We start from the raw sequence: 13,516 nt of genomic DNA on the forward strand, positions 1-13,516 counted from the left end.
TTACATTTAAACATTATGAAATCTAGGAGGATATAGTAAATGGTCAGACAGATAATAAAAATTGATGAAGAATTATGTAACGGTTGCGGTCTATGTGTAACCGCATGCCATGAAGATGCCATAGGTATAGTAGAGGGTAAGGCTAAGCTTTTAAGAGATGATTATTGTGACGGATTAGGCAACTGCCTGCCTGTTTGTCCCACTGGTGCATTAAGCTTTGAAGTAAGAGAGGCCTTGGCATTTAATGAAGAAGAAGTAAAGAAAAACATGGAAAGGAAAAAATTAGAGGAAGCTAATTCAAAAACCATGGGATGCCCCGGTTCTAGGATGATGAACCTACAAAAAGATAAAGTCCAGGAGGAAGTTAGCTTAGATACAAGTTCTACACCTATGGCCTCTATGCTCAGGCAATGGCCGGTACAAATTCAACTGGTTCCAGCTAATGCGCCTTATTTTGACGGAGCTAATCTTTTGGTTGCAGCAGATTGTACTGCATACGCTTTTGCTAATTTTCATTCCTTTATGAAAGATAAGATAACCTTAATCGGATGTCCTAAGCTAGATGAGGCAGACTATGGAGAAAAACTTACTCAGATAATAAAAAACAACAATATTAATAGTATTACAGTAATACGTATGGAAGTACCTTGTTGTGGTGGTATGGTAGAAGCAGTAAAGACTGCCATATTAAATAGCGGAAAGTTAATTCCTTGGAGAAGGGTTACACTTTCTACCGAGGGAACAATACTTGAAGATACTAAATAAACTTAAGGAATATCATTCCAGATTGTTAAAATATTATTTAAAAAATACCCACTTGACAAAAAGTTTAAGTGGGTTTATTATTATTTTAAAACATAGTAATTCGCTATGTAAACTATGATATGTTATTTGCATATAATGCTATAAATCAAATACAAATAATTTGTAGGCAAAAATATAATAATAATTTTAATTAAATCTCTTTAAAGAAAGGAATAATATTATGGCAAATATTAAGAAACAGATAACTGAATTAGTAGGAAATACACCTCTTCTTGAATTAAGTAATTTTAATAAAAAACATGAACTTAAGGGAAAAATAATAGGTAAACTTGAGTATTTTAATCCTGCAGGAAGTGTTAAAGACAGAATTGCTAAGAAGATGATTGAAGAAGCATTAAAGACAGGACAGATAACAAAAGATTCCGTAATTATAGAACCTACAAGCGGTAATACCGGTATAGGCCTTGCCAGTATATGCGCCAGCTACGGCTTAAAGCTGATAATTACTATGCCTGATACAATGAGTGTTGAAAGACGAAACTTAATGAAGGCATATGGGGCAGAGCTTATCCTTACAGAAGGTGCTAAGGGAATGAAGGGTGCCATAGAAAAAGCAAATGAAATTCATAAGGCTACACCGGGCAGCTTTATACCTTCCCAATTTGAAAATCCCAATAATCCTAAGGTTCATGAAGAAACCACAGGGGTAGAAATATGGAATGATACCGAAGGACAGGTCGATATATTTGTTGCCGGTATCGGTACAGGTGGTACCATAAGCGGTGCAGGTTTATATTTAAAATTAAAAAATCCTAATATAAAGATTATAGCAGTAGAACCCACAGATTCTCCAATTTTATCTGAAGGAAGAGCAGGTTCCCATAAGATACAGGGAATAGGAGCCGGCTTTGTTCCAAAAACTTTGGACACAGATATATATAATGAAATTGTTACGGTTAAAAACGAGGACGCCTTTGAGACTGCAAGGGATGTGGCAAAAACAGAGGGACTTTTAGTAGGTATTTCCTCCGGAGCAGCCATATGGGCAGCAAAGCAGATAGCACTTCGGGCTGAAAATGAAGGAAAGAATATAGTAGTAATTCTTCCGGATACCGGAGAAAGATATCTATCTACCCCATTATATTCCGAATAAATTATTATAAAGGACTGTTTCTTAATACTATAGAAACAGTCCTTTTAACATGGTACTAATAACCGTATTTTATTACATATAATATTAGTAATAGATAAAAAAAGGTGGTTTTATTTTGCCTACTTCAACTATTATATTAGATGCCGGTCATGGGGGAAACAGTCTGGGGGGAGCATATGGTTTTAGATATGAAAAAGACGATAATTTAAGACTAGCCCTAGAGGTAGGCAAGTACCTGACGGAATATGGTTATAGGGTAGAATATACTAGGACAACAGATATATTTTTATCACAAATAGATCGTGTTAACTTTGCAAATTCCCTCAGAGCCAGTTTACTTCTTTCTTTTTACCGAATGGGAGAGGAACTTTGTATTAATGAGCAAGAAGTAAGTTTTGAAGTGGATTCTATGGATAGTATATCTGAAAGTATAGCCATAAATATTGCCTTGGAATTAAGACCCCTAGGCTTTATAAATTATAGAATAGTAGTCAGAACGGAATTACCTATACTTAGGGATAGTCATATGCCGGCAATGACTATAAGTGTTGGAAATTTAAAGTCTACTTATGATAATTATTTGTTTGACACTTGGTTTAATGAAATAGCTGCCGGTATTGCCAGAGGTATTTATAGTATAATTCCTGTATATAGCTAACTAATATAAGAGAAAGAAATTATACTTTTATATAAGAGTTTACAAAATATAGAAAAAATCCATGTAATTATTTTACTATGCTTGACTTACAATATAAATTAATTTATAATTAATTGGATATAAGTCATCATATAAAAATTAACGGAAGTGTGTGAATAATGATAAAGAGTATGACAGGCTTTGGAAGAAGTGAAATTAGCAGCGATGAGCGTAAGATTACAGTAGAAATGAAGGCTGTTAACCATAGATATTGTGACATTTCAATTAAACTTCCTAAGAAATTAAGTTTTTTTGAAGCAGGTATAAGAAATCTATTAAAAAAATATATCGGTAGAGGCAAGGTAGATGTCTACATTACATATGAAGATTTTACCGAAAATAATGTCTGTGTTAAATATAATGGGGATCTGGCAAGGGAATACTATAACAATCTTAAAAAGATAAGCCAGGAGTTTGATATTGAAAATGATATACGCACTTCTGTCTTATCTAGATATCCTGAAGTGTTAACATTAGAAGAGCAAACCATTGATGAAGAAAAGCTTTGGGAGTTGGTGGAAGAGGCGGTAAATAATGCGGCAAAAGCATTTGTTGAATCTAGAATCACAGAAGGGGAGAATTTAAAGGCCGATTTGATTATGAAGCTTAACGGAATGCTTAAGCTTGTTGAATTTATAGATGAAAGATACCCGGAAGTGGTTAGTGAATATAGAAATAAGCTGTTAAGCAAGGTTACCGAACTACTTCAAGATACCAAGGTTGATGAAAGTATACTTCTTACAGAAGTAACCGTATATGCTGATAAAATCTGTGTAGATGAGGAAACCGTTAGATTAAAAAGTCATATTGATAATATGATTAACACCCTAAATGATGATAATGATAATGTTGGTAGAAAACTTGATTTTATAGCCCAAGAAATGAACAGGGAAGCCAATACTATATTATCAAAGGTTAGCGATATCGAAATCACTAATAAAGCAATAGATTTAAAGACTGAAATTGAAAAAGTAAGAGAGCAAATCCAAAATATTGAATAGAGGATACCGAAAAGAGGAATAACGTTGAATAGGTTAATTAATGTAGGTTTTGGTAATGTAGTAAATTCAGGTAAGATTATAGCTATTATTAGTCCCGATGCCGCTCCGGTAAAAAGAATGGTTCAGTCAGCTAAGGATCTTGGAATGGCTATTGATGCAACCTGCGGCCGAAGGACAAAAGCCGTAATTGTTACGGACAGTGGACATTTAATATTATCTTCTCTGCTTCCGGAAACCATTGCAGGCAGGGTAAATAATCATTATGAAGATAATCAAGATATAAATCTAAATAAGCTTGATTAATGGATTAATACTATATTCATTATTATAATATATACATCAGAAGGAAGGAGAGATAGTATGTTATATCCATCATATACAGACTTAATTAGAGTAGTGAACAGTGATGTAGAGCCGGGGGAACAACCGGTTGTAAATAGTAGGTATTCCATCGTGATTGCTACTGCAAAACGCGCAAGGCAGCTTATTAGCGGAGCAGAACCCTTAATTGACAAAGAATTTCCCAAGCCTTTGTCTATGGCTATAGAGGAGTTGTACCAGGGAAAAGTAAAAATTGTGGCAGATGATAATATTAATAAAGAGTACCTGCAATAAAAATTGACACAATTTCATCAGCACTTTCATATTAGATTTATATGAAGGTGCTTTATCGTTATTAGGCATTAATTAGGGGTTAGGAAAGGAATTAACAAATGGACTTAAATCAAGTAGATGGTAATAGCCGCAGTACTGATCTTACTGATGAATATCGTAGTGAAAATTTTCCAAGTGAAAATGATGATGAAGGTTTAGAAAATTTAGAAGTCGATCTAAATGAAAGTATAGATGATAGCATGGAATATGCTCCCAAAACTCCAAATTTGCTTAAAAGATTTTTATATGACTTAATTTTTTATGCTGTATTGCTCTTTGCCTGCGTTTATATTATTCCTAATTATGTTTTACAACGAACCATAGTTGATGGAGAATCTATGGAGAATACTCTTTTTGATGGAGATCATCTATATGTTGAGAAAATTTCATATAGATTTGATATATTAAAACGTTTTGATATTATAGTTTTCTATCCCTATGGCCGTGAGAATGAAGACTATTATGTTAAACGTATTATCGGGCTTCCCGGCGAAACAATTCAAATAGTTGACGGAAAGATTTATATAAACGGTGAAGTCCTTGAAGAAAACTACGGAAATGAGCCAATTCTAGATCCCGGTAGGGCTGCTCAACCTATTACCTTAGAAGAAGATGAATATTTTGTTCTTGGTGATAACAGGAATATCAGTAAAGACAGCAGATATCCCATAGTTGGTAATGTTAAAAAGAAAAATATTGGGGGAAAAGCTTTCTTTAGGGTCAGTCCCTTAAAAAAATTTGGCCCTATTGATTAGGAATTGGTTAATACTTTACTCTTGCATTTTATAAACCAATTAGGTAGAATATATAATGTTCCGAAAGGATGGTCTGATTTACTAATGAAATCAATTAAAGAAGATATCAAAACAGGCAGCTTTAAACAGTTCTACCTGCTTTATGGTAGTGAGGCTTATTTGTTAAAGCTTTACCGGGATAAATTAAGAGATGGAATATTAGGAAAATCAGATCAGATGAACTATTCTAGATTTGAAGGAAAAGATATTGATTTAAAAGAGGTTAATGATATAGCACAAACATTACCCTTTTTTAATGAAAAAAGATTAATACTCATAGAAAATAGTGGTTTATTTAAAGTTCAAAGTGATCTTTCAGAAATTCTTAAAAATGCCCCTGACAGTACATTTTTTATTTTTGTCGAAAATGAAATAGATAAAAGAAACAAAGTATTTAAACTGATAAAAGACCGGGGTAGCATATCAGAAATGAATGGGTTAGATGAAAAGAACTTAAAGTTATTTATAGGATCTTTATTAAAGCCTTCCGGAAAGAAGATTACTATGAATACTGCAGACTATTTATTAGAAAGAACCGGTACAGATATGGAAAATATCTGTAATGAAATAGATAAGCTAATTAGCTATACAGGAGACAGAGATATTATTACTTTAGAAGATATAGATGAAATAGTTACACCACAGATTACAGGAAAGATATTTCAGATGATGGATGCCATAGGCTTAAAGCAACAGGATAGGGCTTTGTCATTATACTATGATTTATTATCAGTTCGGGAAAGGCCTTCTCATATTCTGTATTTAATTATGAGACATTTTAATATACTGTTGCAGGTAAAGGAGTTAGCAGCTAACGGATATGGAACCTCCCTTATTACACAGAAGGTATCGATTCCGGCCTTTACAGTAGGTAAATATATAAGTCAATCTAGAAACTTTACAAAAAATCAGCTGACATATGCCTTAAAACTGGCTGCAGATACTGAGGAACAGATAAAAACCGGCAGAATACATGAAAAGATAGGAACTGAACTTTTAATAATTCAATTTAGCTCAAAATAATTTTTTTTTATATAATTTGGAGATGTATCGAAGTGGTCATAACGAGCCGCACTCGAAATGCGGTTGTCCGCAAGGGCACGTGGGTTCGAATCCCACCGTCTCCGTTTAGCAGACCATCTAATGATTTTTAATTAATCATTAGGTGGTTTTTTATTTGTAAAAAAATTTACAAAATAATGAAACTATGGTATAAATTACATCGTCTAATAGTTAAAATTATGAAAATTTAAGGAGGAGGAAAAATGGGAAGAAAAATTTTATCATTATTTCTGTCCGGTATCTTACTGGCAGGCTCCGCTAGCACAGCTAGTGTATCTGCTGAAGTTATAGCAAATGAGCCATATGTAATAGCTATGGCTGATACTAAAAAAGATGAAAAGGCAGATAAGGGATTAGAAAAATCCATTAAAGCTGTCAAGACAAAAATTGATATTCCAAAAGAGTATACAGATTTTAATTACTATTACTATGGTTCTAACACTTATACAAATAATTATTGGACTTTAATCTGGAGTAATCAAAAGGATTATAGTTATATTGAAGTTAGCTTGGATAAGGATAATAATATTACTTATTACTTTAAATATAATGGCTACGATAAAGACAAAAGTGTTCCTTCTTATTTGAAAAAAGAGCTTTTAGATGAGGCAGAGGATTTTATAAAGCAAATTGCTCCTAAGCTTTATCCTAAGTTAGAATTTGTATCTTCTAATTATGATGGCATCTATAATAACTCCTATACTTATGTCTTTAATAGGAAAGAAAATGGAATTATATTCCCTGATAATTTAGTAACAATCAGTGTTGATGCCCATACAGGGGAAGTAAAATCTGCCTATCTAGATTGGTTATATGATGCTAATATACCGTCAGCCCACAGCAAAATTACTAAAGAAGAAGCCGCTAAGCTTATAGGTGAAAATCTTAATATGAAGCTAACTTATAAAACAGACTATTATCAAATCTTTGAAGAGGGTAAAAGCGAAATAAAAAAGAAGGCATTTTTAGTTTATGAGCCTGATATTCCCTATATTTCAATAGACGCCAAGTCAGGTGAAGTATACTTAACTAAATCTGAATGGGTAGAGAAGAAAGTTGATAATCCTAGTAAAGAAGCTGAAGAAAAAGATGATGTAGCAAAATCCCCTGCAGGTGTTCTTACAGAAGAAGAGATAGCAAAAATTAAAGAGTTAGAAAATCTTATTAGCAAGGAAAAAGCATTAGAAATATTAAGATCTAATCCATATCTTTATATAGATGAAAATCTTATAAGCTTTACTGCCAGCTTAAGTAAATCCTATGGGGCTAATGATAAGGAAAGCATATATGTATGGACTCTAGTTTTAAGGGATGAGAGGCCTGTAGATAATGATAGGGACGATTACAGGGCCTTTGCCCATGCAACAGTGGATGCCAAGACAGGAAAGATTTTAAGCTTTAATGCCAGTCTTAAGAATAATTATGACTACCAGACAGGTAAATGGCTTCCGGTTAAAATTAAATATGACAGGGAATATGGACAAAAAGTTTTTGAGAAATTCCTAAATGGTCAAATAAAAGACAGGTTTAAAAAGACTAAACTGGTAGATCAAGGCCATGATTATATAGCCTATTATAAAGAGGATAATGCCCCTGTATATGGCGGCTATTACTACCGGTATAATCGTTTTAATGAAGGTGTAGAATTTTCCTACAACAGTATTTATGGGGCGATAGACGGTGTAAGCGGTAAGATTTATTCATATAACTGCAATTGGGATGATGATATCATCTTTGAATCACCTAGAAATGCCATGACTGATAAGGATGCATTTGACCATTATATCAGTAAGGATGGATTTGATTTAAAATATGAAGTAAATGTAATTAATCAATATGATCCTGATTATAAGGCCCATAAAGCTTATTATGATTATTCAGAGGCTTATGAAATACGTTTAGTTTATCGTCCTGATATCTATCCTTATTATATTTCTCCTTTTACTGGAGAACAACTAGATGACAGGGGCCAAGTTTATAAAGGGTCTAAAACCTATGCCTATAATGATATAGCTGATACAAAAGAAAATCGAGAGATACTTATACTTGCGGATATGAATATCGGTTTTGAAGGTGAGAATTTCAATCCTGATAAATTAATTACCGTAAGTGAAATAAATCAACTTTTAGAAAGTCTTGGTTACTATACAAAGGACAGTGAAGATGCCATGGATTCTTCTAAGTTAATTACCAGGGAAGAATTGGCTTATAGTTTTATTAAAAGACTTGGTCTTGAAAATGTGGCTAAATTATCAGAAATATATAAAACCGGCTATTACGATGAAAGCCATATAAGTTCTAAATATCTTGGGGCAGTGGCACTGGCTAAGGGCTTAAAACTGTTTCCAAACCAGGATAGTAATAATTTCTTTCCAAAGAATAATATAAGCAGAAGGGAAGCCGTACAACTGATTATAAACTTTGTTAGCGTAGCTAATGAAAGTAGATAGTAACAATAGTAATAAAGGATAATTAAAAGGGCTGTCTATATAATTTGCTTATAAGCAAATTATTGGGCAGCCCTTGTTATATCTAGATTTAATTTAAATTAAATTAAGCTAATGAGTTAACTTTTTTTGTTAAACGAGACACTTTTCTGGAAGCTGTGTTCCTGTGAATTACGCCTTTGGAACATGCTTTTTCGATTTCAGAAATAGCAAGAGACAGATTTGCCTTAGCAAGCTCCTTATCATTAGCAGCAATAGCAGTCTCGACCTTTTTAATCATGGTCTTTACCTTGGATCTGATAGCCTTATTTCTTTCAGCTCTCTTTGCATTTACTAAAATCCTTTTTTTCGCAGATTTAATGTTAGCCAATATTGCACCTCCAAAATTATAATAATTTTACAACCATAGTTCCAAGGACAACATTGAGAGAGTGGAATGCGAATCTTGGATTGGTGGTATTTACTTTGTTTCATTAAATCCGGACACGGTCGTTATAATGAAAACATACTATTATATAGTAGTATAATGATTTAATAATGTCAATACATATTTTTTAAACTCTTGCAAAAAATATTAGTGTCATTGGAATATTCGGTAAAGAGTATAAAAATTATCATTAATTTGATGGAGGTAAGCAAATGGAGCATAAAATAAGAACGGACCTTGCCCTTGAAGTGAGAGAAAGCTTTCCTGAGGACGATGTTGAAATAAAGGGTGTTATATTAACCGAGGAAATAGATGAAAAAAACAATATCCGAATAACTACTGTTGAAATCAAAGATGATAAAGGGGCTAAGGCTATGCAAAAGCCTATAGGAACATATATAACCATTGAAGCACCTGAGCTAAATAATGCTTCAGATGATTATCATAAACCGGTTTCTGAATTAATAGCTAAATATCTTAGAAAACTTACAGGGGATTTAAGTCATGATGAGGTACTGGTGGTTGGGCTAGGTAACCGTGAAGTGACTCCCGATGCCCTTGGTCCTCAAGTTGTAGACAATCTATTTGTTACAAGGCATCTTATTCGTGAATATGGAGATGAATTTAAAGTAAGAAATAATCTTGGTAGTGTCAGTGCTATCTCTCCCGGTGTAATGGCCCAAACCGGAATGGAAACCATGGAAATAATAAAAGGAATTATTAAAGAAACCAAACCTAGACTGATTATTGTAATCGATGCCCTAGCCTCAAGAAGTATTCACAGGTTAAATACCACGGTTCAAATATCAGATACCGGAATTAGTCCGGGCTCAGGAGTGGGAAATAACCGTAAGGCCCTTAATGAAGAAAGTCTTGGGGTCAAGGTAATTGCCATAGGTGTTCCTACCGTAGTAGATGCTGCCACTATTGTAGCTGATACCTTAACAAAATATATGGAATCCACAGGATTTGGTGAAGAAGATATCTTTCAATTTATTTCAGAAGTTAACGGCAGTCAGATGTATAATATGTTTGTTACACCAAAAAATATTGATGAAGCAGTAAAAGAAATTAGTTATACCTTATCAGAAGCTCTTAACTCCTGTTTTTCCCAACCCATAATCACTTAGGTACTAAAAACAAGTCAATTGAATATAATGAATTAGGCTTGTTGTTTTAGTATCCCTATGGTTTGGAGGCAGTGATGAAAAAATTCCGATTTAAGGACAGAAGAAGGCGTTATCAAATAATACCTGCAATTGCCATTATAATATCCATATTTTTTTTGATATACGCCTTTACCCTGTCATTTTCTAAGGAAATTGGCCAAGCTAAAGTAAAAATGAAAAGATCCATTATATCCGGAATATACTCCAATATAATGGATTCAGGATCTGCACTGGTAGCTTATCAAAGTGCAGATAAAAAACATTCGTATCCCTTCCCCCTAAATTTAGCTTCCAATTTTTATAATCTACATCAATATGTATCAGCCAGTATATCTTTACCTAAGAAGTACGACACTTTAATTACAAAAGAAGAGGTTCATAAGCAAGTAGATATAACACATATTAATAATGGGAACTTGACCAAGGAATATATTTTAACTAATGGGGCTATCTTAGACAAGAAAGAATATCAAGAATATTTAGAAACAGAAGTAGACTCTTTTGAAAACACTCAGGAGCTACCGGTAGTAATTATGGAAGGGGCTATAGATCAAAATCAGTTTTATATAGGAAAAAATCAAAATGCAATTGAAACCATGAGAACATTTAACGGAACCCCCTTTACTTTAGAGCAACTTAAGGATTTCAATTTCTTAATCAGTCATTTTTATATAATAGATCCTTCTACAAAGGTTACTGATAATTTATTTAATTCTGAACAACTACTTAAAAAGGATATGACAATAAAAACTACTAACGATAAGCCTCAGATTCTAATCTATCATACTCACTCCCAGGAGGCATTTTTAGATAGCAGGGAAGGAATTGAAGAAGATACTGTTGTGGGTATAGGGGATTTGTTAGCTGAAATATTAGAGGAAAAGTATGGATACAATGTAATCCATGATCGTAGTGTATATGATTTGGTTGATGGAAAATTAGATAGAAACCAGGCCTATAATTATGCCAGGAAATCTATAAAAAAGATATTAGATAAACACCCCAGTATTGAGGTTGTTATTGACTTACATAGGGACGGAGCCAAAAAACGTTCCACTTACATAAAGGGAGAAGAAACAGCTCAGATTATGTTATTAAATGGTTTAAGCAGGAATCAAAATGGTCCTATTAGTAGGCTTGATAATCCATATCTTCAGGATAATTTAGCATTTAGCCTGCAACTACAATTAAAATCTTTAGAGTTATATCCGGGCTTATTATATAAAAACTACTTACAGGCATATAGATATAATCTAGATCTTAGACCTAAGAGTATCTTAATGGAATTAGGAACCCACAAAAACTCCCTAAAATCTGCAAAAAATGCTATAGAACCTTTTGCAGATATATTAAATGCTGTACTAAAAGGGGAATAAAAGAAATCTAATTATCTTGTAACACAATTTCTCATATGTTATAATGTACGCGATAAAGAAGAGTACCAAGATTTGTTTTTTCACTAGCTTTTCTGGATAAATAGATTTTTCATCACATTTTGTGAGATTATTATACACAGGAGGATTGACATGGGCTTAGACCAGAGTAAAATAAGAAACTTTTGTATTATAGCACATATTGACCATGGTAAATCTACATTAGCAGATAGAATAATAGAAAAAACGGGATTACTAACTAGCAGAGAGATGCAGTCTCAGGTTTTGGACAATATGGACTTAGAAAGAGAAAGAGGCATTACAATTAAGGCACAGACCGTTAGGACAGTATATCAATCAAAATCCGGTGAAGAGTATATCTTTAACCTGATTGATACCCCGGGACATGTTGACTTTAATTATGAGGTCTCAAGAAGCTTGGCAGCTTGTGAAGGGGCAATCTTGGTGGTGGATGCCGCCCAGGGAATTGAAGCCCAGACCCTTGCCAATGTTTACCTTGCTCTTGATCATGATTTGGAGATTATGCCTGTAATTAATAAAATTGACCTTCCCAGTGCTGATCCGCAAAGAGTAATTTCTGAAATTGAAGATATCATTGGCCTAGAAGCCAGTGATGCACCATTAATTTCAGCAAAACAAGGACTTAATATAGATGAAGTCTTAGAGCAGATTGTTAAAAAAATTCCTGCCCCTAAAGGGGATGTAAAAGCACCCTTAAAGGCATTGATTTTTGATTCGCTTTACGATCCTTATAAAGGGGTTATTATATTTTGCAGGATAATGGAAGGTACCGTAAGAAAGGGAACCGAAATTAAAATGATGGCAACCGGTGCATGTTCAGAGGTGGTTGAGCTGGGGACTTTTGGAGCCGGACAATTTATACCTTGTGAGGAACTGACTGCCGGAATGGTAGGATATATAACTGCCAGCTTGAAGAATGTTAAGGATACCAGAGTAGGAGATACCGTAACCGATGCAAAAAGACCTTGTGATGAGCCGCTTCCCGGCTATAAAAAAGTTTTGCCTATGGTATACTGTGGTATGTATCCTTCAGATGGGGCTAAATATCCGGATCTTAGGGATGCTCTTGAAAAACTTCAGCTAAACGATGCCTCCTTACAATTTGAGCCGGAAACTTCAGTAGCCTTAGGTTTTGGCTTTAGATGTGGATTTTTAGGACTGCTCCATCTTGAGATTATTCAGGAAAGATTGGAGAGGGAATATAATCTAGATATTGTTACCACAGCACCTAGTGTAATCTATAAGGCCTATTTAACCGACGGACAAGTTATAGATATAACAAATCCCACCAATATGCCGGATCCGACCCTAATTGATTATATGGAGGAGCCCTTTGTAAACGCAGAGATTATGGTTACCAAGGAATTTGTCGGTCAAATTATGTCCTTATGTCAGGAGAGACGGGGCATTTACTTGGGAATGGAATATATAGAGGAAAATAGGGCCCTATTAAAATATGAGCTTCCTCTAAATGAAATTATCTATGATTTTTTTGATGCCTTAAAATCTAGATCAAGGGGTTATGCTTCCTTTGACTATGAATTAAAGGGTTATGTTAGGTCTGAACTGGTAAAACTGGATATTTTAATTAATAGAGAAGAAGTGGATGCCCTATCATTTATCGTTCATGCCGACAGTGCCTATGAAAGAGGCAGAAAAATGTGTGAAAAGTTAAAAGAAGAAATTCCCCGCCATTTATTTGAAATACCTATTCAAGCAGCCATTGGCAGTAAAATTATTGCAAGAGAAACTGTCAAAGCAGTACGTAAGGATGTACTGGCAAAATGTTACGGCGGTGATATAAGCAGAAAGAAAAAGCTTCTAGAAAAGCAGAAGGAAGGTAAAAAGAGGATGCGCCAGATTGGAAGTGTAGAAATTCCTCAAAAAGCCTTTATGAGCGTATTGAAGCTAGATGATAATTAGGCATATACC

At 34.0% G+C, this 13,516-nt stretch carries 13 protein-coding genes and 1 tRNA gene; 13 read left to right on the forward strand and 1 reads right to left on the reverse strand.

Features of this window, described 5'->3' with window-relative positions; all coding sequences use genetic code 11:
* The first annotated feature begins 39 nt into the window (after nucleotides 1–39).
* From SD1D_RS05065 to SD1D_RS05110, 10 genes are all read left to right on the forward strand, one after another.
* Nucleotides 40–765, forward strand: a complete 726-nt coding sequence (locus SD1D_RS05065) for an ATP-binding protein (protein ID WP_058257923.1) — start codon at nucleotides 40–42, stop codon at nucleotides 763–765.
* 220 nt (nucleotides 766–985) lie between these two features.
* Nucleotides 986–1,918, forward strand: a complete 933-nt coding sequence (cysK, locus tag SD1D_RS05070; RefSeq protein WP_058257924.1) for a cysteine synthase A — start codon at nucleotides 986–988, stop codon at nucleotides 1,916–1,918.
* A 115-nt stretch (nucleotides 1,919–2,033) separates the two neighbouring features.
* Nucleotides 2,034–2,576, forward strand: a complete 543-nt coding sequence (locus tag SD1D_RS05075; protein ID WP_058257925.1) for an N-acetylmuramoyl-L-alanine amidase family protein — start codon at nucleotides 2,034–2,036, stop codon at nucleotides 2,574–2,576.
* A gap of 158 nt (nucleotides 2,577–2,734) precedes the next feature.
* Entirely contained in the window at nucleotides 2,735–3,616 is an 882-nt protein-coding gene (locus SD1D_RS05080) for a YicC/YloC family endoribonuclease (RefSeq protein ID WP_058257926.1), read from the forward strand.
* 24 nt (nucleotides 3,617–3,640) lie between these two features.
* The gene (locus tag SD1D_RS05085; RefSeq protein WP_058257927.1) at nucleotides 3,641–3,919 is read left to right on the forward strand and encodes a DUF370 domain-containing protein; all 279 of its coding nucleotides are present in this window, start codon (nucleotides 3,641–3,643) and stop codon (nucleotides 3,917–3,919) included.
* Between the two features lie 57 nt (nucleotides 3,920–3,976).
* Complete coding sequence (rpoZ, locus tag SD1D_RS05090; protein WP_058257928.1) at nucleotides 3,977–4,231, forward strand: DNA-directed RNA polymerase subunit omega; 255 nt, start codon at nucleotides 3,977–3,979, stop codon at nucleotides 4,229–4,231.
* 239 nt (nucleotides 4,232–4,470) lie between these two features.
* Entirely contained in the window at nucleotides 4,471–5,025 is a 555-nt protein-coding gene (gene lepB, locus SD1D_RS05095) for a signal peptidase I (protein WP_058259203.1), read from the forward strand.
* 84 nt (nucleotides 5,026–5,109) lie between these two features.
* Entirely contained in the window at nucleotides 5,110–6,087 is a 978-nt protein-coding gene (holA, locus tag SD1D_RS05100) for a DNA polymerase III subunit delta (protein WP_058257929.1), read from the forward strand.
* A gap of 18 nt (nucleotides 6,088–6,105) precedes the next feature.
* Nucleotides 6,106–6,191: transfer RNA gene (locus tag SD1D_RS05105), tRNA-Ser, on the forward strand.
* Nucleotides 6,192–6,329: 138 nt separating this feature from the next.
* Nucleotides 6,330–8,576, forward strand: coding sequence for a YcdB/YcdC domain-containing protein (locus SD1D_RS05110; RefSeq protein ID WP_058257930.1), 2,247 nt, complete (start codon nucleotides 6,330–6,332; stop codon nucleotides 8,574–8,576).
* A gap of 103 nt (nucleotides 8,577–8,679) precedes the next feature.
* Here SD1D_RS05110 and rpsT read toward each other — a convergent pair whose 3' ends face one another.
* Entirely contained in the window at nucleotides 8,680–8,943 is a 264-nt protein-coding gene (gene rpsT / locus SD1D_RS05115; RefSeq protein ID WP_058257931.1) for a 30S ribosomal protein S20, read from the reverse strand.
* A 269-nt stretch (nucleotides 8,944–9,212) separates the two neighbouring features.
* Here rpsT and gpr point away from each other — a divergent pair, with 269 nt between their 5' ends.
* The 3 genes from gpr to lepA all read left to right on the forward strand — a co-directional run bounded on the left by gpr (nucleotide 9,213) and on the right by lepA (nucleotide 13,507).
* Nucleotides 9,213–10,130, forward strand: coding sequence for a GPR endopeptidase (gpr, locus tag SD1D_RS05120; RefSeq protein ID WP_058257932.1), 918 nt, complete (start codon nucleotides 9,213–9,215; stop codon nucleotides 10,128–10,130).
* A gap of 74 nt (nucleotides 10,131–10,204) precedes the next feature.
* A complete protein-coding gene (spoIIP, locus tag SD1D_RS05125) occupies nucleotides 10,205–11,545 on the forward strand; it encodes a stage II sporulation protein P (protein ID WP_058257933.1) in 1,341 nt (446 codons plus the stop codon).
* Nucleotides 11,546–11,695: 150 nt separating this feature from the next.
* Nucleotides 11,696–13,507, forward strand: coding sequence for a translation elongation factor 4 (gene lepA, locus SD1D_RS05130; RefSeq protein ID WP_058257934.1), 1,812 nt, complete (start codon nucleotides 11,696–11,698; stop codon nucleotides 13,505–13,507).
* Nucleotides 13,508–13,516 lie beyond the last annotated feature (9 nt).

This window comes from Herbinix luporum, from assembly GCF_900070325.1.
Taxonomy (GTDB): domain Bacteria; phylum Bacillota; class Clostridia; order Lachnospirales; family Lachnospiraceae; genus Mobilitalea; species Mobilitalea luporum.